This is a genomic window from Salinivibrio siamensis (genome assembly GCF_001996005.1).
Taxonomy (GTDB): Bacteria; Pseudomonadota; Gammaproteobacteria; order Enterobacterales; family Vibrionaceae; genus Salinivibrio; species Salinivibrio siamensis.
This window is the reverse complement of record NZ_MUFB01000012.1, coordinates 1-26085: the sequence shown is the minus strand read 5'-3', so window position 1 is coordinate 26085 and position 26085 is coordinate 1. Positions and strand designations below refer to the sequence as shown.

The following is a 26085-nucleotide window of genomic DNA, read 5'->3' as shown; positions in this document are numbered from 1 at the left end:
GTATTTTTATGCACGCATTGCAGTCTCGGCAGCCCCTTATTTGGGTGACGACCTTGTTCATACTGGTGGTTATGTTCGCTGTCGGATTTTGGATGACGAGTTTGAGTCGCACCACAGCGCCCGAACTATCACTGGTGGATACGGACTATAGCTATTTCATTGACGAGACAAACGAGCTATCTCTTAACTATGTGCTCGATCATGCCCCCTTTACGAAAGCCGATAACACGGGTGAGATCCCGTGGAAGCTGGCTTATCAAACCTATTGGATCAAGCTTGAGTTTAATTACCACGGATTGACTGAGCGCGACATCCATGTGCTCACCGATAACCCACTGATTGACTATCTAGACGCGTACCATATTTTGGATGGCGAGCAGGTGCGCTCACAGATAAAAGCAGGGGATAAAACATCGGCACGCTTGAGCCGCTTGCCAATGCCCCATTCCATTCCGGTTAACTTACTGCCGGAGCGCGATAACCAATTACTGCTCAAAGTCACCTCGAATGATATGGCGATCATGCCGTTAAGCGTGATGTCGCACCAGGCGTTTGATCAGTTATCTCGGTCTTTGCATTTGGTTTGGGGCGGCTTCATCACCTTTACCTTTTTGGTCGCGCTGTATAGCGCAGGGGTGTATGTCTACAGTCGTCAGCGCGTCTATCTCATTTTTGTGCTTGTCGCTCTAATGAGTACCTTGCTTGTGAGTGTTAATCATGGTTTCAGTCGTTACTTTTTGCCGGATCCGGTGCAGATATTTATCAGTAATCACTTGGTGGCGTTGGCCGTTTGCCTACTCATGGCGGGATTATGGTTCACCTACTATTTTCTAGACTTTGAGCGAAGTCGGCTTTATCAGCGCGCGCGTTCACTCTTTTTTATGACCACCGGGGGGCTGTTTGGCTTGGCCTTGCTAAGTTTTATCACCCCCACGTATGTGTCGCTTTCATTTGTTTTTATCGCGCAATTACCGGTCTATGGCTTGGTGGCCTATTATGTATGGCACCAATGGCAACCGAAGAAACTTTGGCTCTCGCTCTTTACCCTCTGTTGGATCCCGGCCATGGTGGGCGGGGTGATTTTCTACGCTCTGATGCTCAACGTTATTGATTACAGTCTGCTATCACGTTACGCACTGATGATGTCGCTGGGAATGACCATGATTTTCTTTTCATTGGCTCTCGCTGAACGCTTCCGGTACCAGCGATTACAGGAAATGCAGGCGCTGACGCATGACACGCTGAGTTATCTACCAAATAACAATGTGTTACATATGGTGGTCAATGATTTGATCAGCCGAAATGCCCGTTTCAATTTGTGCTGTTTATCAGTGGATAATTACAACAGCCTGCTTCCGTATTTAGATGAGCACGCCCGCGAGGAATACATTAACGCGATTGCTGGCCGTATTAATGATGTGTTGATGATGCAACCTGTGTTGGGAGTGAAAACCGACAGTGATATGCCGGATTATCGTTTGGGTTGTTTAAAAGAGGGCGTGTTTGCGTTTTTGATTGATGATGTCGACCGCTCGGCTTGCGATACGATTCTCGATTCCGTCATTAAAGGATTAAATGGTGACTTATGTGTTGGCTCATTTGTGACGCAAGTGAATGCGCGTATTGGTGTTTGCCACTATCCCACTGACGGTGACCACCCAAGCCTTTTAATCAGCCGCGCCCTGAGCGCCATTGATCAACATCGATCGCTTGCCAGCCACTATGCACATTTTAATTCTTACGAGCAACGACACCATCAATTGCATGTTTCTCTCGTGACCGACCTGAGGGATGCTATCGAGAATGATCAATTAGAGCTGTATCACCAACCGCAGATTGATTTACGCACTGGCTCTGTCCATGGCTCGGAAGTCTTAGCGCGTTGGACACACCCTGAGTACGGGCAAATATCGCCTGAAGTGTTTGTGCGGATGGCAGAAGATGTCGGTATCATCAATAACCTCACGCTGTGGGTGATTCAGCGGGCTTTCCAGCAGCAAGCGCAGCTGATCACTAACGGCCATTGTCGCCGCCTGTCAATCAATATCAGTGCGTCTGATATCTATATTCCGGATCTGGCCAACCGTGTGGTCGCGCTGGCGCATCAATATGACATACCGACTAACTTGATTTCGCTGGAACTGACAGAGTCGGTGATGGTCGAGGACTACAACTGGCTAAAACAACTGATTACAGCACTATCAGCCAGCGGCATTGAAGTATCGATCGATGACTATGGCACGGGCTATTCCTCGTTATATTTCCTCTCGCAACTCCCATTCACTGAGCTTAAAATTGATCGCAGTTTTGTGCGAGATCTTCACAAGAGTGGTCGTCACCAAAGCATTGTTCGTGCGACCACGGACATGGCGCGATCACTGGGGGTAATGGTCGTTGCTGAGGGCGTGGAAACCGAGGAAGCGGAGACATTACTGCGACGTTATGGTGTCGATGTGTCACAGGGCTATTATTACTCTCGGCCGCTTCCGTTCCAACAATATCAGGCTTACGTTGAGCGCATGGACAGCGTGCAACCGACCACGGTGCTAAGAGAACAAAATATACGCTCGTCCTCAAGTGGATAAGAGTGGGTACATTGCATCAACCTAATTGCAATGCATCACGTAAATGCCCATTGGCTTGCTGAAGCCGCTGCCGTGCCGTCGCCGGGTCTTGCTCCGCTAAAATCATAAAAATGGCGACCTTCACCTCACCATCTGACTGTGACAGGGCGTGTGTTGCGGTGTGTTCTTCACATCCTGTCGCTTCCATCACGATCAACGTGGAACGGGTAACCAGTTTATCGTTGCTGGCTTTTACATCGACCATCAGGTTTTGATAGCACTTGCCCGTCTTTATCATGGCGGCGGTGCTCAGCATATTTAATACCAGTTTTTGTGCAGTGCCTGACTTCATTCGGGTTGAGCCTGTGAGCGCTTCAGGGCCAACTTCGGGCGTAATGGCAATCTGGGCGTAGGCGTTAATGGCGGCATTGGGGTTACATGACAAAGCGACCGTGACTGCGCCGACTTGCTTGGCGTAATCGAGTGCACCGATGACATAAGGCGTGCGGCCACTGGCGGCGATACCGACCACCACATCCTTCGCGGTGAGGCCTTGTGTGACCAAATCCGCTTTACCTGCATCTGGGTTGTCTTCAGCGCCTTCTTGGGCGACGAACATAGCAGGCTCGCCACCGGCAATCAGTCCTATGACTTGCTGGCTATTCACCCCAAAGGTGGGCGGGCATTCGGCTGCGTCAAGCACACCCAGTCGACCACTTGTCCCTGCACCGATGTAGATAAGACGACCGCCTTGGTTAAAACTTGCCGCAATCGCATCGACCGCTTTTGCAATCGCGGGGAGCTGCGTCTGCACAGCGGAGGCTACGCCCTTATCCTCTGCGTTAATCATTGTCACCAAGCCAAGTGTGTCTTGTTGGTCGATCGTCAGTGTATGTGGGTTGCGTGTTTCTGAGAGTAAGCCTTTTAGCTGGTCGACGCTGGGGGCTGACATAATCGTTCCTCAGTAAGGTAGATAAATGGCACCAAGACAACAGGCTTGTGTTGCGCCAGTCACGGCGGGCACATTGCCTGGTTGGTGATTAAGGGTTTGCCTAGCCAGCCAAGCAAAGGCAATGGCTTCCATATCGTCGCAACTGATCCCGGCATCGTCAGTTTGTGCAATGGACCATTGCGGAAGTGCCTGTTGTAACGCATGCATCAATGCCTGGTTGTGCGCGCCACCGCCACACACGAACACTCGGCCACGTTCTAATGGACGGATCGCTAACGCGATACTTTCGGCAGTCAATGCCAGCAAGGTGGCTTGCACTTGGTCTGGAGAGAGTGAAAACGCGAGCAGGTGACGGTCGAGCCAATCGAGATTAAAGTATTCCCGCCCGGTACTTTTAGGAGCCGGACGTGAGAAGTACGCGTCGGATAACAGGCGGTTGAGTAAGGGTTGATACGCGCAGCTGGTGGCTGCCCACTCGCCATCTTTGTCATAGGCTTGGTGACGGTGACGCTGCGTCCAGGCATCCATCAACATATTCCCTGGACCCGTATCATAGCCATATAAAGGGCGATCGGGACAAATCATTGATACGTTGGCAATACCGCCAATATTCACTACTGCGGTGGCTTGTTCGCTATCGGCAAAGTAATCATTGTGAAAGGCGGGCACCAAAGGGGCGCCTTGACCGCCATACGCCATGTCTTTACGCCTAAAATCAGCGACAGTGGTAATGCCGGTTCGCGCCGCAATCACATTGGCGTCGCCAAGTTGCATGGTGAATGGATAATCGCCGCTCGGTTGGTGATAGACGGTTTGACCATGACAACCGACCGCCGCGACATGTTTAGGCAGTAACGCCGCTTGTTCAAGTAGGGTATTGATGGCATTGGCGTAACACTCCCCTAAGCGGCGATCGAGTTCGCCCAAGGCTTTGACTGACATCGGATGACCTCGGCTCAAGGTGATCACGGTAGCTTTAATATCCTGCGGTAGCGGGTCACTATGGCGAGCAATTGACTCCACGTGGCCGGCTTGAGTGAACCGGACAGCGACGACATCAATGTTATCTAAGCTCGTCCCTGACATAACACCTATGTAGATATCGGCGGCGGGTTGTGGCATCGGGTGCTTCCTTACAGTAGTCCAGCGATAAAATGACGATAAGAACCAAGGTACTGAGTATAAACAGATTGCGATAAGTGGCAAAGTGCTTGATGATCCCTTTGAGGTACTGGCGCCTTGCAATAGTGAATGGTCTGATTGGACGAATATAATCAAAGTGGTTGTCAGTGGGTTGACAAGAGTATGAAGGAGAAACGATGGGACCGGTTTGGCTAGATGTGCACACCGAGCAACTTGATAACGAAGAGAAAGAAATCTTGGCACATCCCTCTGTGGGAGGCGTTATTCTATTTGCTCGCAATTATTTTGACTCCGCGCAGCTGCGTGCATTAACTCAGTCAATACGCACAGCGGCGGGGCGCGATATCCTCATCGGTGTTGACCAAGAAGGGGGCCGTGTTCAACGGTTTCGCGACGCGTTTACCCCCATACCCGCAGCGCAGTCTTATGGTGCGTTAAGTGCGAGTCCAGCGCTCGCGGAGCAAGCGGGTTGGGTGATGGCAATGGAGCTGATCGCTCATGGGATTGATCTCAGTTTTGCGCCTGTGCTGGATTTAGGATTTGGATGTGCGGCAATCAAAGACCGTGCCTTCGGTGCGACACATCAAGCTATCACTGACTATGCTGGCGCCTTTGCTAAGGGTATGCGCGTGGCAGGCATGGCCACCACGGGCAAACATTTTCCTGGACACGGTGGGGTGAAAGAAGACTCGCACTTAGTGACACCTGAGGATACGCGCGATATTTTGCACTCAGACGACTTTGCGATTTTCCAATCGTTTATTGCGCGGGGGCTCGTGGATGCGATGATGCCTGCCCATGTTATTTACCCGCAACATGATGCCTTGCCAGCCAGTGGCTCGCCGTACTGGCTTACCCAGATTTTGCGCCAGCAACTTGGGTTTAAAGGGATTATTTTCTCGGATGATTTAAGTATGGGCGGTGCGCATTTGTTCGGCGACGCGCCCGCGCGTGCCAAAGCGGCGCTTGATGCGGGATGCGACATGGCCTTGATATGCAATGACCGCCACAGTGCGGTGTCGGTGCTCGACGCTTTGCCCATTCAGTCGATCCCTGCTGCTGAGACATTGCGGGTGAGCCAATCCGTGGAGTGGCAACGCTTACAGCAAGATCCGCGTTGGCAGTCGGCACAGCGTGAGATTAAGCGACATGCGGAAGAGTGGCAGGCGCAACAAGCCTGAGCGAGTGCACCAGTGTCAACGTATTTCAGGACGGGACACAACAAACAAAAAAGGCAACGTCATCACGTTGCCTTTATCCTATTAATGACGAGTGCATGCACCGCGAGTCTTGCCTCGCGATTAGCGGTCTTCTCCGAAATAACTGTCGTCGTGTTGCGATCGGGAAGCGCGCTTATTGTTGCGCTTCTTGTCTTTTTTGCCGCGTGGCATATCGTCATCAAAATCGTCGTGGTGGCGAGATTTAAACTTCTCTTTATGTTGCGAGCCGTGTTTTAACCATTGATCCCACTGTGCCATGGTGGTGTTTTCCTAACGCTTGTTGATTGTCGGTGCTATGTGTAGCCGGAGTGTTAGACACATAATGTTTGCCTAACGATTCTAAGATAGCCTAAAAATTGAACGTCGACTAGTGAAATAGGCGTGAATTTACCGATTTTTTCTGAGCACTTATAACTGACCGGTCGATGATACTAACTCATTGATTAGCGGGTTTTTATCGCTGTTAGTTAGCCAGGTAAGGTAAAGGGGGTGGGTAAGAATATGGCCGTGATCAATAAGATGGAGTTGTCCGTTGTTCAGATAAGGGTGAACTGCCAGTGACGGCAGAAACGCGACGCCGCCGTGCACGAGTAAATAGTTTAATGCCAGTTGGCATGACTGGGTATGTAACACGGGTGAGCGTTGTAGTGGCGCAATTTGGCTTTGCTCAAGTGAAAAGCGAGTTCCCCAATCAAGATAAACCAGCGGTAGCGTGTCGCTCGTGTCCAGTGTGAGCCCCGGTAAATGGCTAACTAACTGAAGTTGATAATCGCCTAGGTGGTGTGATTGTAACCCTTCAAGCTTAGGCAGCTCTGAGGTCAACCCGGCATCAATACGTTTTTCAATCAAATGGCGTGCTAGCAACTGGGCGGGTGTCGACTCGGCACGGATCAACCAGTCTGGGTGCGCCGCACACACGCGGTTGACCCATGTGCTGACGCCATCGAGTTCCCACAGCATCGGGGAGGCGGCAAGCGTGAGTTGTGCGCGCGCGTGCTGCATCGCACTGACGTCCTGTTGGGCGCGCTGCCACGTTTGCAGCATGGTTTCGGCGTAAGGAAGTAAGCGCTCACCCGCATCGGTCAGACGAACATTATTGCGCTGACGAACAAACAGTGATGTATCTAGCTGGGTTTCTAGTTGTCGAATGCGAAAGCTCACAGCGGACTGGGTCAGGTAAAGGTTTTCCGCTGCACGACCGAAGTGACGCGTCTTGCTCACTTCAATAAATGTACGCAGTAGTTGAATGTCCAATGGCGTTTTCCTTCTCGGCGATATCGGGCATTTAGACAAAAAACTTCGATGCACGTCAAGTGAATGCGCGCGAGGTGGATCAGAGCATCAGATCTGCCAGTGTCAAAGGGCGTTCGGTCAAGCCAAGCCGTTGGGCTGGGGTGAGATGCGCGCGGTCTTGCCAACATAAGTTATGCCATGCGCGATAGATATCCAGCAGGGGCAATAGCCCACCAGGGCGCAGTCGGCGTCTCGGCTCATTGACCAATAATGAAAACTGCTGGTGGAAGTGTTGTTGATATTTTTTCAACGCATCACAGCTTGCATGGGTTAACCAATAGGCCTCTTGACCTTTGTTTTGGCCATGATCACAGATTGCTTTAGCACCGTCGCCACTGCGAGTAAAGGCCCAACGGTCACGCCACCAGCTTAGCAAAACGATATCAATTTTTTCTGGCTCTGATCCGGGCTGCCAACCGGCATCCTGCTCGACGTATACATGGCTGACGCGCTTATCTCGAATATCGGCCTCGAAAACGGAGAGGCAAGCAGAGCGCAATAAGGGCTCTTGCGGCGAAAAAACCACAATTTGCTGCCAATGCTCGATTAACGGCTTGAGGTTGAGGTAATGCGCATACGTGGTGTATTGAGGGCGGATCAACGTGCCGCGATTAGGATAAATAAAGTGCAGCGGCTGCGTATAGGGGTCTTCGACATTCGAGCGAGCAAAGACGTCGCGGTATTTGGCATCCACTCGACCCAGTAATCCCTCTGGGCGTGCCACTGTATCTTGCGGCTGACCCGCACTGTGCGTCGACATAAAGCGACAGTCAGGCTGATAAGGGTCATGATGTGTGTGCAAGTGGTGATGGTCATCCGTATGATAATTCACATCTTGTTGCAGCACGTAGCCACTGTGCGCTTCTCCTGTTGCCAGCCATTGCACGCCATTGTCGCTCTTGGGTTGCAAGGCGGTGTGGACACTGGCCAGATGGCCGGTTGAGGTATCGGCTAAAAACCGGCTGTCGTAAGCGGCAAGCTTTTGTCGGCAGCGCGCGGCTATTTGGTTAAGATGGTCGTAGAAGGTTTTCGGGTTCAGTGACAGTCTTCGGCAGATGTCACGTACTGTGTGGCCAGTAAAAAGAAACGCTAACAGCTTTTGCTGTAACTCACTTTTTTTGTTGACCCCAGACCAGCGGTCGACAAAGGTGCTTTGGCAGCTTTTGCAGCGATAACGCTGACGATCGCCACTATAGCCGAACGCATGATAACAATGCCGATGCGTGAGCACGGGTTTACCTAAATGCTCACATTCTGGGTTGGTACAGGCGCACAAACCATCGGCATGAAGTTGACGCTGAGCAATCAGCTCAGCTTGAACATCATGGTTATTTAACAGTGGAGGAAACGCGCCACACTCTCGGCACACCAAGGTTGGGCGAGCAGGATTGGTGTGTTGAACCAAGTAATCTTGCTCATCTTTCGACCCAAAGTTGGGACAGGTGAGTGTTTTACAAAAGTTTAGCTGTAATTCACCGGCTGCAAGAGGCAGCTTACTGCTTGACACGTTTCCTCTGACCAACACTTACAGGTTGATCGCGGTTTCTAGCGAGACCGTCATCATCTCGTTAAATGATTTTTGACGCTCGTCAGAGCTTAGTGCTTCGCCACGGATGATATGGTCAGACACGGTTAGGATGGTGAGTGCACGCGCACCCAGTTCAGCCGCAACACCGTAGATGCCTGCCGCTTCCATATCTACAGCGAGGATACCTAAGTTATCCATTTTGTTGAACAAATCACCTTCTGGGCTGTAGAACAGATCGGCAGAGAAGACGTTACCGACACGCACAGACACATTCTGCTTACGTGCTTCGCCCACGGCCGTTTCCAGGAGGTGATAGTCAGAGATAGCCGCGAAGTCATGGCCAGCAAAGCGTGTACGGTTTACTTTCGCATCCGTGGATGCGCCTTGTGCGATGATGACATCCATCAGTTTGACATCGTCTTTAACCGCACCACAGCTGCCGACGCGGATCACGTTCTTAACACCGTAATCTTTGATTAGCTCATGCACATAGATTGAGCAAGATGGGATCCCCATGCCGTGACCCATGACAGACACTTTTTTGCCTTTGTAGGTGCCGGTGTAGCCGAACATGTTACGTACGTCGGTGACGCGCTCCGCGTTCTCGAGAAAGTTTTCGGCAATGTACTGCGCACGCAGCGGATCACCAGGCATGAGGACAGTTTCAGCAAATGCGCCGTCTACAGCATTGATATGTGGGGTAGCCATAGTGTGCTCCAATTATCTTTAGTTAAGAGAAAAAGCGTTCGATCACAGCTTGGTAAGCCATGCCGCCAAGGTAGATACCAACAATGCCCATGATCCCAGAAATCACCGGGGGAGCAGGCAGTGGTAACTTGATCGCGCTGAAGAAAAAGCCAACAATGGCGCCAGCGACGACCGCAAGTAAAATTTCGTTCATTATAACCCTCAAACATCTAGTTAGGTGCAGTCCAGCTCAAATCGGTACCCAAATTGCGACAGTCATAGCTGTCTTTATTGTCTTTTAAGTGGTGCCGCATGAGATGAGTCCAGTGTATGTAACCCATGCGCATTTACGCGCGATCTTGATCACAACTATCCCCATATTAGCGCGTAATGGCCACAATGATTACCAAATATGTTGATAGTGTCGATGCAATCGCTTGCGTTTTGGTCAAATGGCGCGGTTTTATCGCCTCTCAGATGCGTGATGATGACGAATCAACAGCAGGTAGCCGATTCAWTTGCGGTTTTTTTGCGCAGGATCAAAACAGTTTTGGTAAGCGTAACTGGCATCGCCGGATGAAAGACATGATGACTGGCCTTTGCGTGCGAAACCTATTGCCTCATGCCATGCGCTTAATCAATAACACTATAAATATGAATAATTCTCACTTCTATTCGTGACTTGTTTATTCAACTGCGTTAGCATTCCACCACCGATTTTTGCGAGGAAAGGGCTATGCAAGCTTTTCGTTCATTTTTTCCATTTATTTTTCTCACTGTTTCTTTGTTGTTGAGCAGCCAGGCGGCCGCAAAAACCATCACCCATGCGATGGGCACCGTTGAAATCGACGGCGTACCACAACGCGTCGTTGTGTTGGGGCAGGGCAGTTTAGATGTGCTGGATCGCCTCGGTGTTGAGCCTGTTGGCGTGGTGAAGTCTTTAATGCCGGATTATCTTGCCAAAACCTATCAAGACGATAAGTATGTCGCGGTCGGGACGGTGAAAGAGCCTGATTATGAGGCCATTTTCACCGCTAAGCCGGATTTGATCATTGCGGAAGCGCGTATGGCCTCGCTCATGGATGAGTTAGAAGAAATCGCTCCGACAATTATGTTTCGAGCGGACTACGAGAATTACTGGCAAAGTGTGCAAGCTAATTGGCGCATGCTAGGCGAGGTGTTTAACAAGCAAGAAAAAGTCGCCGCGATCATTGAACAAATGAATACCAAAATCGCGCAGACCCATGATAAAGCGGTGGCAGATAACTTTAACGCGTTGATGGTCATGAGCAACGGCAGTAAAGTGGCGATGTTCGGCGAGAATAGCCGATTTGGTATGGTGTTTGATGAGCTAGGCTTGAAACCTGCGAAAAGCGATGATGTAGAAGTGGCAGGCTCACACGGTAATTTGATTTCGTTCGAATATATTGCCGACGCCAACCCAGATGTCTTATTAGTCCTTGATCGTGAGCAGGCGATTGGGGAAGGTGAAGGCAAGGCAAAAGCGCGTTTTGATAATCCTTTGGTCAACAAAACGCATGCTCACCAACAGCAACGTATCAGTTATCTCGACCCAACGGCGTGGTACATTACCATGGCTGGCATGACGGCGATGGATAAGATGATCGATGATGTAAACCGCGTGCTTTAATCATCATACGAGAAACAAACAGACCCAGGCTGGCCCTGGGTCTTTGTGGTTATAGACCTCAACGGTAGTGATTCTGTGAAGTATCTTTCTATTCCTGTCCTCGTGGTGCTGGCGATCCTGTCGATATCCATTGGTGTGGCGCACGTGTCCTTCGCGAGCTTGTGGGCGGGCGATCCAGAAGCGTGGACAATTTTTACCACCAGTCGTATTCCTCGGTTACTGGCTATCTGTTTGGCTGGTGCGGGTTTAAGTGTGGCTGGACTCATCATGCAGCAGATCTGTCAAAACCGCTTTGCCGCGCCCGACACTACCGGCACCATTGATTGTGCGCTGCTGGGTTATGTGCTGACGTTGGTTGCGTTTGGGGGCGCCAGCCAATGGCTGGACTTGTCCGTTATTGTGGGGATGGCGATGGCTGGCACTTGGCTATTCGTCCATTTTCTCCAACGACTGAAGTTTAAAAATACCGTGCTGGTTCCCTTGATTGGCATTATGTACGGCAATGTCGTTTCTTCGCTAACCCAGTTTTTAGCTTATAAGTACGATCTGATTCAAACCTTGCAAGCGTGGACGGTCGCCAACTTTTCGTCGGTGCTCGCGGGAAATTATGAAGTACTCTTTGTGGCTATTCCGGTATGTGGTATCGCCTATGCGTATGCCAGCCAATTCAGCGCCGCCAGTATTGGCGAAAGCTTTGCCAAAAACATTGGCCTTGATTATCAAAAGGTAGTGCTATTCGGTGTCATGGTGGTCGCGTTGCTGTCGTCCGCTGTGGTGATGATTGTTGGGGTCATCCCCTTTCTTGGCTTAATTGTGCCCAATGTTGTCTCGCTTTTTATGGGCGATAACATTAAACGCAACTTGCCTTGGACGGCCTTTTSGGGTGTGGTGTTGGTGTTGAGCTGCGACATTCTGGGCCGTGTCATTATCTTCCCTTATGAAGTCCCGATTGCGATGATCATTTCTATCTTAGGCGGTGCGGTGTTTATCTATCTAGTGATGAGGGACAAAGCGAATGCGTGATGGTATCAAGCTTTCCCTGGTCGCTATGGGTGTGGTGCTCGTGGCGGGGTACTTTTTGGGGCATGGATTAACGGCGGATAATTACGCGTATTTTCTTTCGCGACGAACCCCTAAGGTTTTGGCAATCACGTTGGCTGCAGTGGCCATCTCTGCCTCTTCGCTGGTGTTTCAAACCATCACCAACAATCGGATCCTGACCCCTTCGATTCTGGGCTTTGATAGTTTATACGTTCTCTTGCAAACCGTTTTATTGGTGGTATTTGGCTCAAGTAGCGTATTGCTGATCAATGCGTACGCGAACTTTACCGCCAGTGTGGTGTTAATGACGGTAAGTGCGACTGTGTTGTTCACGCTTTACTTTCGTCGACATCGCGCCAACATCTATACGCTGCTGTTAATTGGTATTGTGTTAGGTAGCGTGTTTGGCAGTATCAGTCAGTTTTTTACCTTGTTGGTCGATCCGAGTGAGTTCGCCATCCTGCAAGATGCGATGTTCGCCAGCTTCAACAATGCTAATCGTGAGCTGGTCTATGTCAGTGTACCGGTCTTAGCCGCCTGTTTGCTGGTGCTATATCGATTTAGCAATCAGCTTGATGTGTGCTTGTTGGGTGAGGATAACGCAACCAGCCTTGGCATCGATACGCGCCGACTCACACTGAAAGTGATGATGGTGATTGCGGTGATGATTGCCTTATCAACTGCTTTGGTTGGACCGGTGCTCTTTTTTGGTTTGATTGTGGTGAGCCTCGCACGACAAATGTTTGTCAGTTATCAGCATCGTTTTTTAATTGTGGCCACCAGCGTGTTGGCCGCCTTTTTGCTGTTAAGTGGCCAGTATGTTGTCGAACAATGGTTTGGGTTTGAGACCACGGTGAGTGTGATCATTAACTTTGTCGGTGGCGGTTACTTTTTGTATCTACTGACGAAAAACAAGTTTTAATATTATGATTGAATTAATTGGATTATCGAAAGCTTATGGCCAAACACAGGTGGTCAATCAAGCCAGCGCACTGTTTCCACTCGGTAAAGTGACCGCTATCATTGGTCCCAACGGGGCTGGGAAAAGTACGCTGCTATCGATGGCGAGCCGACTGACAGACAGTGATGCCGGTGAGGTGTTGATTGGTGATAAACCACTGAGTGAGTGGAGTAACCAGGCGTTGGCGCAGCGCTTGGCCGTGTTGCGTCAAGCGAACAACGTCAATATGCGTTTTCGGGTGCGTGAGTTGGTTGCATTTGGGCGCTTTCCGCATTCCAAAGGGCGGCTAACCGAACAAGACAACGCGGTGATTGATGACGCCTTAGCGCAACTCGGGCTGACAGAGTTGCAAGAGCGCTTTATTGATCAGCTCAGTGGCGGTCAGCGTCAAATGGCATTCATTGCCATGGTGGTGGCGCAAAACACCGACTATGTTTTCCTCGATGAGCCACTCAACAACCTCGATATTCGTCACTCTGTGGCTATTATGAAAACGGTACGAGAGTTGGCACACCGATACAACAAAGCGGTGGTGGTGGTGATGCACGATATCAATTTTAGCGCGTGCTACGCCGATAACATGATTGCGATGAAAGCGGGTGAAGTGGTTGCCAGTGGCCAAGTGAAAAATGTGGTGACTAAACCCATCATGGAGCGGATTTACGAGATTGATTTTGAAGTCGAGGAGATAAACGGGCAGCGCATTTGTCTGTATTATGGCTCCGCCACGCCATCGATGGCCGCTGCAGAGACTTAAGCGTGTTGTGAATGACTAGCCGCTATTAGCGGCTAGTCGTCTTAGTGTGCTTTGGCCTCTTTGCGTTTGTTCGCCGCTTTTTTAACGGGTGCCCGAGTCAGCCACCAACTTGCCAGTGAGCCTAAAGTGACCATGGCCACACCTTGCCAAAAGGTGAGCGTCAACGAAGTAGAAAGTAGTACTGCCGACAATAAGGTCGATAAAATAGGGATGAAATAGGATAGGGTGGCCAAGACCATCAAATTGCCCTTGAGAATACCTATATTCCACAGCCCATAACCGCCTCCCATGGCGAGTCCAGCGAGCAGCACATAGCCGCTGGTTTGCCATGAAAGATGCATAGCGGGTGCGTCAGAGGCGAGATAGCCCACCCACAAAGTGATCGCGGTGGCACAGAAAAACCAGGTGATCCCGTTCTTACCCTGCGCGCGCATCTTGGTGAGGTTGCAGTAAATCGCCCAAATAATCGCACCGCTAAACGCCAATATATAGCTAACCGGGTTCGACTGAATGTTGGCCACAAGGTGAGACCAAGATACGCCTTGCTTGCCTCCTACTGTCCACACCACGCCCATAAAGGCGACGACTAACGCAGGATAGAGCCACAGGCTTACTTTCTGACGGGTCAAAATAACCGAAAACAAGACCGTTAAGCACGGCCAGAGGTAGTTGATCACCCCCATTTCGATCGCTTGGGTGCGGGTATTCGCCCAAGCCAATGAGAGCGCTAAGCACAATTCATACACGACAAATAAAACGCCGCCAATCAGCAAATATTGGCGCGGGAAGGTGTTGAGTTTGGGGAGGCCGACGACGACAATCAAACAAAGAGAGGCAAGCGTATAAATCGCCGCTGCGCCACCGAGTGGCCCAAGCAGTTCGGTGACATGACGGATAAAGGCGACATTGCTGCTCCAAAGCATGATGGCGCCGCATCCCGCCAGCGTATATCGGTTCATGAGGTAGCCGTCCAAGCAAAACCTCTAAATTGCCTTTTTTATTGGACGTGTGCAACCACCATCGCCACTGCGTATTAGGTGAATGAGTCAAACAGTAGTCGGTGGTCGTCGGGCACCGTCAGTGACTCGGCGGTGTGAGGGTATGCGTGGCAAGCAGTGTATCAAGCGGTGTTGGGTAGTCGATAAGAAACCCTTGCACGTAGTTAATGCCAATTTCTTGTACGCAGGCAAGTTTTTCTTCGTCGGAGACCCATTCCGCGACCGTTTTGTAACCCATGGTGTCACAAATGCTGACAATGGACTCCAGTATGACGCGATCGATTTTGTTTTCTCGGTCGGTCAGGTTAGCCACAAATTGGCCATCAACTTTAACCACATCCACATTGAACAGCTTTAAGTAATGAAACGAGCAGAGACCGGCACCAAAATCATCCAGCGCGACATGCGCGCCATGGTGGCGTAGTTCGTCGATAAAAGAGACGGCTGCGTTTAAATGACTAATGAGTGCTGATTCAGTGATCTCAAAACACAGTCGCTCGGCAGGAAGGACGGAAGCGCTTAATAGCTGTTTGAGTTGTGCCTGAAATTTAGGGTCACTGATTGAGTTTGCTGAGAGGTTGATGTTGAACCTGAGTCCTGACTCTGCCAACTCCGCGGCGCGCGTATTGAGCACATAGTTCACTACCCAGCCATCGATATCGCGAATGTAGCCAAAGGCCTCGGCAGCGGGAATAAATTCCCCCGGATTCATAATATTACCGTCGGTATCTATCATGCGTATTAATAGTTCGTACCAGTGTTCAACCACAGGCCCCTGTGCGGGTGCCACCTGTTGGCCATAGAGCGCAAAGCGGTTTTCAGTCAGTGCTCGTGTAATTTTCCCCACCATTTGCATGTCACTGTGGCGTCCCTGCGCGGTGCCTGAGATATCGTTGTAATCCACTATCTGGCCGCGTCCTGCCGACTTGGCCTCATACATCGCTACATCGGCGCGGCTCATCAAATCCGAGAGGGTTAATGTCGCATCGTTAACATCCACCAGACCCACACTGGCACTGATGGCAAAAATGCGCTCGCCATAGGAGAAAGACAAGTGTTCAAGCTGTTTGATTAAGTCGGCGATCGTATGTTTCGCGTCGCGCATATTGCAGTGCGTGAGCAGCAACGCAAACTCATCACCGCCCAAACGCGCCACCACATCATCACTGCGTATGTTATCGGCTAAGGCTTGTGACACTTGGCATAGGACTTCGTCACCGGCGTGATGGCCGACCGAGTCATTGATGATTTTGAAAAGGTCTAAATCGATAAACGCTAACACGGAGGGCGATTGGTTCTCGCTGGACAGGTGATTTTCCATGAGGGTTTCAAAGGCGCGACGATTGGGTAGCTGTGTGAGCGAATCATGATTGGCGTTGTAGTCTAACTGTGCCATCAGCGCATGCTCATCCGACACGTCTCGCAACACAAACACATAGCCGTGTTGACCGTTTTGGTTACTGGTCAGTGGAGACATAGCCACCGATACATACAGGCGTTTGCCGCCCGCGATAACCAGTTGGTAGGCGTCTTGTATTTGGGTTTCAAAAAAGGTCTCTGTTTGTTGACTGCTAAAACTGGAAAGCAACACCCGTTGCTGGTTGTTGTAAAGCTCGAAAACCGCGTCCACAGGTTGGCCGAGTGGCAGCACGCTATCATTGGCAACAAGCCACTGCGCGGTGTTGTTGAGGTAGGCCAAGTTGCCCTGATCGTCGATGGTGATCACCGCATCGTTGATGGAGTTCATCACCACATCCAGCTGTTCACGCTCTTGGGCCAGTGCGTGGTTAAGCTCGTTGATTTCGGTATTGTCCCAATTGGCGCCGATCATCCGTACCGTGTTGCCATTATCGTCTATTTGTAAGCTGGCGAGAGCACGGATGTAGCGAATACGCCCTTGACTATCAATGATCCGAAACTGGGTATCGAGTCGTTGATGATGCGTAAGCGCGTCCTGGAGTGTTTGGTTGATCGTCTCTGCATCATCTGGATGAAGACGTTGCTGCCAGGTGGCGAGTTTTTCACTGCCTTCGGCCTCGGGGACATCGTAGAGGCGGTACATTTGTGCGTCCCACTCTAGCTTGTCTTCGTTAACGTGATACTCCCAAATACCAATATTGGCCGCTTTTGTCGCGGCTTCTAGGCGGCGGCGTAAGGTGTCTGTTTGCCGGTTAGTTAGATACTGCTCAGTGATGTCAATCACGGTACTCAAGACGGTTTCGGTTTCTTCCCCCGTTTGCCGCGCCGATGATTGGCGTAGATAGCGATAGGCGTTCGCGTCATTATTAAACCGGAATACCTCTACCATCCGATCGGTGTGTTTGTCGACGAGCAGGCGCATAGATTGTTCCCATGCGGCGCGATCGTCTGGATGTATGCGACTGACCCAGTCTTGGTAGGTGCGTATCTGTTTGGCATTGATGCCGAGCAAAGGCGCGGACCACCCAGAAAACAGCAACGCACCCGTATGAATATTGAGTTCAAAGACGGCAAGTTTGTTGATATCGAGGGCAAAACGCCAACGTTCAAGCCAGCGTTTTTGTTCACGTTGTGCCGCTTTGAGTGCGTTGATATCCTCGATTTGGCTGATCAAGTGAGTCACATGACCAGCGTGCTTATCCCGGACAGCGGTGAGCGAGAGCCGTCCCCATACTGTCTCGCCATCGGCACGTACAAAGCGCTTTTCCAATCGCTTATTATCAGAATGACCCATGATCAGATCGCTAAAATATTCCCTCAGCGAAGATTGGTCTTGTGCTCGCGTGAACAAAGAGACATGCGAACCGATAAGCACGCGGCGCTCACAGCCAAAAAACTGCGCCAAACTGGCGTTTGCTTCTTGGACAATACCTCGCGGATCCAGTATCGCCATCCCTATCAATGAGTTGTGCATGGCTTGCGTGAGCAGCGAGTGCTGCTCAATGTGATGCCGTTGATGACGTCGATAGCTATACGCCAGCTGTGTCATCCCGACGCCTATCACCAAGGTCGCGGCCGCGGTGACTAAGCGCGACAAGGAGACTTGGTGTTCACTGTCGATATGGAAAGCAAAGACACCGATCGCAGAAAGGAGGTCAAAACTGACCACTGACAAGGCGATAGTGGCAAGGCCTATTATTCTGCTTTGCAGTGTGGCAGCAATGAAAAACAAGCCTGTCAGCGCGATGAACGGATAGGGGAAAGCATAAAAAAGCAAACTAATCAGGACAAACAGCGCGAGACTGCCGCTGATCATTGTCGATGGAGAGGGAGCCGGTCGATAGAGCTTGTCGAGAGTGTCTGTGTATAGCCGCTCTTTGAGCGCTAAGCATAGCGGAAATAGCGCAACGAATCCGATAAATTCACTAAAAAACCAGCGTACTACATAGTAGTTAAACCCGTGTTCATTGAAGGCGGATAAAACATAGCCCCCGAGGAGGGCACCGACAAGCGGGCTCATAACGGCTGTTGGCATCAGTCCGCGGATAAATGGCCACACACCGTGCAAAGGGTTGCCATAACGCCGGCGCATCATAAGGTATAACGTACAGCCCGTGAAGGCGGTTAATGTATTGATGGCCGCCAGCTTAAGGCTCAGTAGGGATGGGAGCCCCATGACACTGTCTGCTGCAAATACGCCGATAAAAAAACCGAGGGTGGCTAGGGCACGCGCGCGGTGAGGAAGGCTGGCCAGTGAGAAAGCGCCCACGGCGGAGGCATACCAAATGACGGCAAATTCTTCACTCTCGGGAATGACGGCCAACGAAAAGCACACCAGCGAGAAACTAATTGTCATCAATACCAAAAAGGCGTGAATCGCCTGGCGCACTCGTTGATGGCGGGGCATGGCTCTCTCATTAATTACAATGACCTAGCTGTAGCTTAGCGCATTTTGTCTTAGAGTTAACGACCTTTATTGCCTTTCCGCTACCTTTGTCGGTACTGACTTGTTGCCCGCCGTATTGAGAGGCACCTGCATCCTATTAATTGTTTGGTTACTAGCGTCTCAGATCTAATGCTTTAGTCGAAATTTGATCACTTTCATCGCTATTGAGTGTGAAGCATGGCATTAGTAATCAAAACGTGGCAGTCCTGTGTGTCGTGATACGACCGCATGCCATGACATTGGATAAAATCGGTTCAGTGAGGAACAAAGGTGGCTCGATGACAGGGAACGCAGCGAACAAACAATCATGGTTTTGGGTTGTAATAGGCACCACGTTGACACTTTTAGTGTTAGTGAGTTGGCGCTTTTTTTCTGAGCAGTTTTATACGGTAGCGGGACTCCTCGCCTGCCAAGCGCTCGTGACCGTGTTGGCGATGAAAGTGTACTCGTCGGCACCCAAGGTGGTACCGGGGCAAAATACCGAGGAAGAAACGCAAACGCTGCCGATGAAAACAGTCGGACGGCTGGCAACGCGCGCCACCATGAATGCCATGAATGCGGCGGAAGTCTCGCATCGCTCGGATATATTAAAAACGCGATTAACCGAACAGTTTTCTTCTGTGGTCGAGGTCACCGAGACCGCGCAGCATATCGAACAGACTTTGTCTCACACCTGCCAAGCGCAGGCGGCGTCTGTTGAGCAAGTAACGCGCATGCGAGATTTGAGCTTGGAGGGGGCCGATAAGCGCACCGCCTCAATCGCGGAAATGCGTGATATTAACCAAAAAACGGCTGAAACAGTGGCACGTATTGAAGCGCTAGACGCCAACGTCAATAAAGTGAGTGATGTCGCACAGGTCATTGATGCGATTGCAGAGCAAACAAACCTATTGGCGTTGAATGCCGCCATTGAAGCGGCACGAGCGGGAGAGCAAGGGCGTGGCTTTGCGGTGGTGGCCGACGAAGTGCGTCAGCTTGCGCAGCGTACGTCACAAAGCACCAGTGAAGTTGCGGCGATCATAAAACAAATCATGACAGAGTCGAGTAATGTGATGACCCATATTCAAACGCTGTCATCGGATGTCGAGGCGGGGACGTGGAATGTTGAGAGGGTGGGAGAGATTTTAACCGACCTCTCGTCCAGAGCCGATCAGGTTGAAGCGGCCGTGAGACAAATGGCGGATGGATCGTCACAAAACAGTGCAAGCCTTGAGCAAATTGCTTCAGCATTGACCCAAGTGCGGACTGGACTAGAAGACAGTGATAACCAGGTCATTGCGCTGAGCCAAGAAGCGGAAGGCTTGATGGAAACCACCGAAAAAACCAATGCCGTTTTCGCTGAGCTGTCAGAGGCGAGCCCACATCAACGCTTTTTTAAAGCAGCCAGCTTATGTCGTGATCGTATAGAGGCGGCGTTTGCACAAGCCATTGAGCAGGGTGAGATCAGTAAAAGTGATTTGTTTGATCGCCACTACCAGCCGATCGCGAACACCGATCCTAAAAAATATACCACCCGATTTGATAGCTTGTGTGATCGGATCTTACCGCCTATTCAAGAGCCCATTCTTGAGACAGATGAGAACATTGTTTATGTGATAGCCAATGACAACCATGGCTACGTCCCCACGCATAATCAGCGCTTTTGCCAGCCTCTCACCGGTGATTATGCGCAAGATATCACCGGAAACCGGACTAAACGCTTATTTGATGACCGAACAGGTAGGCGTTGCGGTCAACATACTGATACCATGTTGTTGCAGACCTACAAGCGCGATACCGGTGAGGTAATGCATGATCTTTCTGTTCCTCTTTTTGTTGCAGGTCAACATTGGGGCGCAGTGAGAATGGGGTATTATCCACCGGTATCGGCGGATTAAGCGAAAAGGAGTAGCAATGAATCCAGTTGCGATTGTAACCGGGGCAAGTGGCGGCATTGGCCGTGAGACGGCAAAACTATTGGCACAGCGTGGCTATGCCATTTGCATCAATTATCTTAGCAACAGTGAATCTGCTTTTGCGCTTGTTGATGAGCTTCAAGCGATTGGTGTCAATGCGATTGCGGTTCAGGCGGATGTGTCGAGTGAAGAGGGCGTTAAACGCTTATTCAGCGAAGCAGACAACCGTCTGGGAAATATCACTGCACTGGTGAACAACGCGGGGATCATGTTGCCACAGTCGACGGTGAGCAGTATGGATGCCGATCGGATTAACGCGATGTTCCAAGCGAATGTCACTAGTGCCTTTTTGTGCTGCCGCGAAGCGGTACACCGCATGGCGCAGTCCCGCGGCGGGAACGGTGGCGCGATTGTCAACGTATCTTCCGCAGCGGTAAAAACCGGGTCGCCCAATGAATATGTTGACTACGCAGCCACCAAAGCAGCGCTTGATACGCTTACCATGGGGTTGGCAAAAGAAGTGGGGCGTGAAGGCATTCGTGTGAATGCAGTGCGGCCAGGACCCATCGATACGGATATGCATGCCGCAGGCGGTGAGCCGGATCGCGTCGCCCGTGTCGCGGATAACATTCCACTGGGTCGCGGTGGCTCTACCCTAGAAGTGGCAGAAATGATTGCTTGGTTATTATCTGATAATGCCTCGTACTCGACAGGAAGCTTATTTGATGTGGCGGGCGGCATGTAGCTTTATTTTTTCATCAATTTGTAAGTAACTTGGGCTTTCTCCTGTCTATGATTAATAAGGAGGAGAAAGCCAATGGTTGAGAGCATGATACCCAGTTTGGCGACCTTACCGTCACTGGGTTTATTTTTTGTCATTATATTTGCCTCGTATGTTTTTGAGGACGGTGCGATTGCGCTAGCCGCTTTTGTAGCGGTTGAGTCGGTCTTAGCGTGGCACACGGCCTTGTTGGCGATTTTCCTGGGCATCGCAAGTGGTGATATTGCCCTTTTTTTACTGGGTCGTTATGCGCGGCGTTATCGCGGTTTACGTGCCCGTTTATTGTTGATGAAAGGAGTGCGAGACGCACGCCACCTTTTACGGCGTCACGCTTTTTTTAATCTTTTCCTTATCCGCTTTATCCCCGGTTTAAGAACAATTACTTATAGCCTCAGCGGTTTTCTCGCGATTCCGCTCAGCACCTTTTTATTATCCGTTGGTATTGCCACCGCCTGCTGGACAGGATTGATTTTTTGGGGCGCATTCACGATTGAGCACAGCGATTGGCTGGCAGAGAAACAACTGACAGGTTGGGCGTTTGCGCTCTCGATTGTCTTGCTGGTGCTGATTAATCGTTTTCTCCGTCGCCGCGCGTTGCCAACACCACCAAAAGGATCGCTATGACAAAGCCTTCGGTGACGCTTGTCGGCCAAGCTGGCATGCCCCACTATTCTGTGTCACGGCCGTTAGGCTGGTTTGAGTTTCTGCCTGCTTGGTGTTTCTACACGCCCGTCGCGGTTCAATCAATCGGGCTTGGCCTCTACTATCGCAGTTTGACGTTGCCGTTGATTGCTAACCCGGGGATCCGTCTCTCAGGGATGGTCGGTGAGGCGAAATCAGAGGTGTTTGCCCAAGCGGGCGACACGGCGCAACGATACATCGCTGCCTATTGGCGATGGACGCGGCCCAATGCAATCACCCCCAGCATTAAAAAAACGCTACTTGCCGAACTTGCGAAGGCAGGTATCGCTATGCCGCTGGTGGCTAAGCCGGACAAAGGCTGTCGAGGGGCTGGCGTTCAGCGTATCGATACGGAAAAAAAGCTCTTTGCTTATATCAGCACATTTCCTCCCGACAGAGACATTATTTTCCAAGCATTGGCACCTTACGACGCGGAAGCGGGGGTTTTCTATATTCGCTATCCCGGCGAGGAAAGTGGGCACATATTCTCCCTCGGGTTGAAATATTTGCCCGCCGTGATCGGTGATGGCAAGCATACCTTAGCCGCGCTTATCCAGCACCATGATGCCGCCTCTGTGCGCGGACACCTTTATCATCAGCGCCACCACCACCAGCTTGATGACGTAATACCAGCGGGCGTACGTATTCCGTTAGCCTTCTCGGGTAGCCACTGCCGCGGTGCCATCTTTAAAGATGGGGCGGCTTGGGTGACGCCAGCGTTGACGGCAAAAATGGATACGATCGCGAAAGACATTGATGGTTTTTACTTCGGTCGCTTTGACATCAAGTTTCGCGATATGGCGTCGTTAAAGAAAGGAGAGGCGCTTTGTATTGTTGAGATCAACGGCGCGAGTAGTGAGCCGGCGCATATTTGGGACAGTGAGGGGAGTTATTTCCAAGCCATCAGCGCACTTTTGCATCAATATCGGCATTTGTACCATATTGGTGCGCGCTTGCGATTGCAGGGACACAAACCACCCTCTGTGTTTGCTTTGCTCCGCGCATGGTACCAAGAAAGGCGCTGGATGAAGCAATACCCAGAAACGGACTAAAGCGGCATGACATCTGCTTGAATGAAGATGATGGCGCCAAATTGCCGCAACATGTACTAAGGTGAGGGTATGCATTCGAGTCTAACCAAAGCAGATAGTGCGATTATTAGTGGTAACCTGGATGTGGCTTATCAGGCACAGCAGCTACTGACGAGTGTTACGAGCGCGGCTTATGGTCGTATGCGGGCCGATGGATTTACCAGCACCATTGGCCAACATATGCGTCATGCGCTTGATATGTATTGGGCCTTACACCAAGGAGAGGGTAGTGGCGTGATGAATGCAGATGGACGCCGGCGAGGCCATCGCGTAGAAACCGATAAATCTCTTGCCCAAGCTGAGTGGCAGGCCATAGCCAGCTGGTTACATACGCTGTCTAGTCAACAACTCGAGCAGTCGATACAAGTGTCGACACAGGTCACCTTGTATGCCTCCAATACAGTGACTACCCCCTCAACCATAATGCGTGAATTGATTGCCGTGGCCAGTCACGCCACTCACCACTTTGCTATGATGCGCACAGCCGCATACGATCTGGGGGAAGTGTTGGATAAAGAGATCGGCATCGCTGCAGCGACGGCAAGTTATCAGCGAGAGCAGCACCCATGTGCACGCTGACATGGTTGACCTCAGAGCAAGGGTTTGAACTGTGTTTTAACCGTGATGAGGCACGAGGTAGAAGCCGTGCAATACCGCCGAAAGTCTATCAAATAGCGGGAACACGCGTACTTATGCCGATTGATCCTGATGGGATGGGCACTTGGATAGCGGCGAATGAACATGGGTTATTGGTCTGTTTGTTAAATGATTATCAAGGTCAACCGTCTGTTGTGCCCAAGCGCAGTCGGGGTCAGCTGGTGAAATCCGTGGCGAGGGCAAGCGATCTGTCTCAGGTGGCGGCCATGGTGACAGAGCATGAAATGACGGATTTTGCGCCTTTTACCTTGTTGGTCTTTAGCCCGGTGAATACCGATAAGACCCAACACGCGGCGTGTTCACCGGTGGCTTGGCAGTGGAATGGACGCACGTTGCAAGGTATCGACTGTGTGCCACCTGTTGTCTCCTCTGCGGTGGTAGCAGATGACGTACGTCGCACGCGCTCAGCGCTCCTCGCCGCAAAATTGCGTGATTCATCTTCTTCCGCCCATGCGCTACTCGATTATCATCGAAGCCACGAGCCAGTATTGGGGAGTTTATCTGTGTGTATGCACCGAGAAGACGCCAGTACAGTGAGTTTGACACATATCTGCGTGAACGCGGATACCGCAAGTATGTATTACTACGATGGTGCCCCGTGTCGGGTCAGCAGGCCATTAGTGGCCCACTTACCCCTCGAGGTTGATCCTACTATGCCACTAAAAGCCAATACTGGTTCCGACGTTTACTGAGCTGGTTTCCGCGGTGCCTCTATCGGCATAAGTGAACTCAAACGCCATTTTGGGGCCGACGGTAGGCTGTAGTTCAAAGCCCACCGTGCCTGTTGCGCCCCAGCCAATATCTTTATCTGAACCGAACTTTGTTTGATAATAATTACCACCACCGCGCAAATAAACATTGCCCATGCTCATGGGGACATTGATCTGCACTCCCACCGGAATATAGCTTGAGGTGAGTGTTGTTTCTGTACCGTTACTATTGTCGAAATCGGCACTGGTTTGGCCGTAGCCGCTGTAAAGGCTTGTGTAATCGGTGACACGTAAGGTGCCGTTAATTTCCCAAGTGTGGCCTGTTTCTGTTTGTGTGCCGTACCTGACATCTGTGATACCGGCACTTGCGCCAATACTGAGCGGGGAGGTTTGCGCTTGTGCGGTTGTGGCCAGCAACATACCAGCACACAGTGTGGCGAGCGATAAACGTTTGGTCATAGTAACTATCCTTTTGGCCGAGCGTGCAAATGACGTCATAGATTCAGTATAAGGCGTTAGCGGCGGGCGTACACCAAGCTTGAGTGATATTTGTGCTTTAACGCTGTCTGGCGACAAAGAATCATCATGATCGATTTCAAGTCTGAGTGAGCAGTGCTATTGTAATGCCCCTTGTATGTCAGCATGAACGCATGCGTGTTTGTTTCTCAAAGGGCCCTACAAATGAAATTTGCTGTTCTCGATCAAGCGATCTACGACCACCTTTACCGTGATATTGAAGCCTTCCGCACCACCTTTGATTTGCCCTGCAATGATCCTGACTCTCTCGATGACAAAGCCGATGATCTGCACACGGCGTTGGCGGTCGAGGAAATGACAGAGCTTGCGGAAGCCGACTCGCTGGTTGAGCAAGTGGACGCTATTGTTGATAGTGTTTATGTGCTGATGGGACGTGCTGTTCAAATGGGCGCGCGTGGCTATCGAGAACAACTCGAAGTGAGCTACATGGTTGATATCTTGCTTCAAATCGCCTCGCGCCTAGGTGTTGATTTTGTGACCTGTTGGGATGAGGTGCATAGCAGCAATATGAGTAAAGTCTGTCGCAATCAACAAGAGTTTGCCGACACCCAAGCGTTTTACGCGCAAAAAGGCATTGATGTTGTCGCCAGTCCCAAAGAAGATGGCATCATCGCCAAATGTGCCGCCGATGTCAGTGTCGACGGCAAGCTTATCCGTGAAGGCAAGGTGATGAAATCGGTTTACTACCGCCCCGCTGACCTTGCCAAGTGTGTGATGGCCGAGTTGGCGTAGTCCCACGCTTCTCGCCTGCCCAAAACGCCACCGTGATTAGCGGTGGCGTTTTTGGTTCGTGAGAAGGAATACCGGTTAGAGTGAAAGCTCTCATCGCGGTGGCCCGAGGCGAGGTTGTCATCAAAAATTGTCACAATTCAGATTGCTGACGAACCCCGCCTTTTTAGGCGGGGTTCTTTTTGATAAGCGGCCGTAGGCCGCGATCGCGATATTTTTTGTTAGAGAGTGGTCGCTACCGACCAACGCCCAAATTGGCGGATAGAAGCCAATTTGCCTTATATCCGCCATGTTAAAGCCGCATTTTCTTAGATAGCTCACCACTAACGCTATCTTCTATCTTC

General features: G+C 50.9%; 24 protein-coding genes. 14 read left to right on the top strand and 10 right to left on the bottom strand.

Features of this window, described 5'->3' with window-relative positions; all coding sequences use genetic code 11:
- Positions 1-92 precede the first annotated feature (92 nt).
- Positions 93-2585 carry an EAL domain-containing protein gene (locus BZG73_RS07905; protein WP_158075281.1) on the top strand — a complete coding sequence of 831 codons (2493 nt, stop codon included), beginning with the start codon at positions 93-95 and terminating at the stop codon, positions 2583-2585.
- 16 nt (positions 2586-2601) lie between these two features.
- Here BZG73_RS07905 and murQ read toward each other — a convergent pair whose 3' ends face one another.
- Together murQ and BZG73_RS07895 are read right to left on the bottom strand one after the other, a co-directional pair.
- The gene (gene murQ / locus BZG73_RS07900; protein ID WP_077668036.1) at positions 2602-3516 is read right to left on the bottom strand and encodes an N-acetylmuramic acid 6-phosphate etherase; all 915 of its coding nucleotides are present in this window, start codon (positions 3514-3516) and stop codon (positions 2602-2604) included.
- A gap of 9 nt (positions 3517-3525) precedes the next feature.
- Entirely contained in the window at positions 3526-4638 is a 1113-nt protein-coding gene (locus tag BZG73_RS07895; RefSeq protein ID WP_077606680.1) for an anhydro-N-acetylmuramic acid kinase, read from the bottom strand.
- A 197-nt stretch (positions 4639-4835) separates the two neighbouring features.
- On the opposite strand from BZG73_RS07895, the gene nagZ reads away from it, so the two are divergent.
- The gene (gene nagZ / locus BZG73_RS07890) at positions 4836-5840 is read left to right on the top strand and encodes a beta-N-acetylhexosaminidase (protein WP_077668035.1); all 1005 of its coding nucleotides are present in this window, start codon (positions 4836-4838) and stop codon (positions 5838-5840) included.
- 120 nt (positions 5841-5960) lie between these two features.
- Here nagZ and BZG73_RS16060 read toward each other — a convergent pair whose 3' ends face one another.
- The 5 genes from BZG73_RS16060 to BZG73_RS07870 all read right to left on the bottom strand — a co-directional run bounded on the left by BZG73_RS16060 (position 5961) and on the right by BZG73_RS07870 (position 9601).
- On the bottom strand, positions 5961-6137 hold the full coding sequence (locus BZG73_RS16060) for a hypothetical protein (RefSeq protein WP_167369752.1): 177 nt from the start codon (positions 6135-6137) through the stop codon (positions 5961-5963).
- 150 nt (positions 6138-6287) lie between these two features.
- Positions 6288-7133, bottom strand: a complete 846-nt coding sequence (gene hdfR / locus BZG73_RS07885; RefSeq protein ID WP_077668034.1) for an HTH-type transcriptional regulator HdfR — start codon at positions 7131-7133, stop codon at positions 6288-6290.
- A 79-nt stretch (positions 7134-7212) separates the two neighbouring features.
- On the bottom strand, positions 7213-8679 hold the full coding sequence (locus BZG73_RS07880; RefSeq protein WP_046075623.1) for a lactate dehydrogenase: 1467 nt from the start codon (positions 8677-8679) through the stop codon (positions 7213-7215).
- Between the two features lie 18 nt (positions 8680-8697).
- On the bottom strand, positions 8698-9408 hold the full coding sequence (deoD, locus tag BZG73_RS07875) for a purine-nucleoside phosphorylase (RefSeq protein WP_046075624.1): 711 nt from the start codon (positions 9406-9408) through the stop codon (positions 8698-8700).
- 22 nt (positions 9409-9430) lie between these two features.
- On the bottom strand, positions 9431-9601 hold the full coding sequence (locus BZG73_RS07870; RefSeq protein ID WP_021023774.1) for a XapX domain-containing protein: 171 nt from the start codon (positions 9599-9601) through the stop codon (positions 9431-9433).
- A 176-nt stretch (positions 9602-9777) separates the two neighbouring features.
- On the opposite strand from BZG73_RS07870, the gene BZG73_RS07865 reads away from it, so the two are divergent.
- From BZG73_RS07865 to BZG73_RS07845, 5 genes are all read left to right on the top strand, one after another.
- On the top strand, positions 9778-10068 hold the full coding sequence (locus BZG73_RS07865; RefSeq protein ID WP_077668033.1) for a hypothetical protein: 291 nt from the start codon (positions 9778-9780) through the stop codon (positions 10066-10068).
- Positions 10069-10123: 55 nt separating this feature from the next.
- Positions 10124-11038: a siderophore ABC transporter substrate-binding protein gene (locus BZG73_RS07860; protein ID WP_077668032.1), complete on the top strand. Its 915-nt coding sequence runs from the start codon at positions 10124-10126 to the stop codon at positions 11036-11038.
- Between the two features lie 75 nt (positions 11039-11113).
- Positions 11114-12061, top strand: a complete 948-nt coding sequence (locus BZG73_RS07855; protein WP_077668031.1) for an ABC transporter permease — start codon at positions 11114-11116, stop codon at positions 12059-12061.
- Entirely contained in the window at positions 12054-13001 is a 948-nt protein-coding gene (locus tag BZG73_RS07850; protein WP_046075628.1) for an iron chelate uptake ABC transporter family permease subunit, read from the top strand. The genes BZG73_RS07855 and BZG73_RS07850 overlap by 8 nt, the downstream gene beginning before the upstream one ends.
- A gap of 4 nt (positions 13002-13005) precedes the next feature.
- Positions 13006-13797: an iron ABC transporter ATP-binding protein gene (locus BZG73_RS07845; RefSeq protein ID WP_046075629.1), complete on the top strand. Its 792-nt coding sequence runs from the start codon at positions 13006-13008 to the stop codon at positions 13795-13797.
- A gap of 41 nt (positions 13798-13838) precedes the next feature.
- On the opposite strand, the gene yddG is transcribed toward BZG73_RS07845, so the two are convergent.
- Both yddG and BZG73_RS07835 read right to left on the bottom strand, forming a co-directional pair.
- Entirely contained in the window at positions 13839-14756 is a 918-nt protein-coding gene (gene yddG / locus BZG73_RS07840; RefSeq protein WP_046075630.1) for an aromatic amino acid DMT transporter YddG, read from the bottom strand.
- Between the two features lie 118 nt (positions 14757-14874).
- On the bottom strand, positions 14875-18621 hold the full coding sequence (locus tag BZG73_RS07835; RefSeq protein WP_077668030.1) for an EAL domain-containing protein: 3747 nt from the start codon (positions 18619-18621) through the stop codon (positions 14875-14877).
- Between the two features lie 317 nt (positions 18622-18938).
- On the opposite strand from BZG73_RS07835, the gene BZG73_RS07830 reads away from it, so the two are divergent.
- The 6 genes from BZG73_RS07830 (at position 18939) to BZG73_RS07805 (ending at position 24457) form a co-directional block, all read left to right on the top strand.
- Complete coding sequence (locus BZG73_RS07830) at positions 18939-20537, top strand: methyl-accepting chemotaxis protein (protein ID WP_327294782.1); 1599 nt, start codon at positions 18939-18941, stop codon at positions 20535-20537.
- A gap of 16 nt (positions 20538-20553) precedes the next feature.
- Entirely contained in the window at positions 20554-21300 is a 747-nt protein-coding gene (locus BZG73_RS07825) for an SDR family oxidoreductase (RefSeq protein ID WP_046075632.1), read from the top strand.
- 72 nt (positions 21301-21372) lie between these two features.
- Positions 21373-21960 (top strand): DedA family protein, encoded by a 588-nt coding sequence (locus BZG73_RS07820; protein ID WP_077606691.1) that lies wholly within the window; start codon positions 21373-21375, stop codon positions 21958-21960.
- Positions 21957-23069, top strand: a complete 1113-nt coding sequence (locus tag BZG73_RS07815) for an ATP-grasp domain-containing protein (protein ID WP_077668028.1) — start codon at positions 21957-21959, stop codon at positions 23067-23069. The genes BZG73_RS07820 and BZG73_RS07815 overlap by 4 nt, the downstream gene beginning before the upstream one ends.
- Positions 23070-23138: 69 nt before the next feature.
- Positions 23139-23687 (top strand): hypothetical protein, encoded by a 549-nt coding sequence (locus tag BZG73_RS07810; protein ID WP_077668027.1) that lies wholly within the window; start codon positions 23139-23141, stop codon positions 23685-23687.
- Complete coding sequence (locus BZG73_RS07805) at positions 23675-24457, top strand: NRDE family protein (RefSeq protein WP_077668026.1); 783 nt, start codon at positions 23675-23677, stop codon at positions 24455-24457. Before BZG73_RS07810 ends, BZG73_RS07805 begins: the two co-directional genes overlap by 13 nt.
- Here BZG73_RS07805 and BZG73_RS07800 read toward each other — a convergent pair.
- The gene (locus BZG73_RS07800) at positions 24425-24934 is read right to left on the bottom strand and encodes an outer membrane beta-barrel protein (RefSeq protein WP_046075636.1); all 510 of its coding nucleotides are present in this window, start codon (positions 24932-24934) and stop codon (positions 24425-24427) included. The genes BZG73_RS07805 and BZG73_RS07800 overlap by 33 nt on opposite strands.
- 222 nt (positions 24935-25156) lie before the next feature.
- Here BZG73_RS07800 and BZG73_RS07795 point away from each other — a divergent pair, with 222 nt between their 5' ends.
- On the top strand, positions 25157-25744 hold the full coding sequence (locus BZG73_RS07795) for a nucleoside triphosphate pyrophosphohydrolase family protein (RefSeq protein WP_046075637.1): 588 nt from the start codon (positions 25157-25159) through the stop codon (positions 25742-25744).
- The last annotated feature ends 341 nt before the right edge of the window (positions 25745-26085 follow it).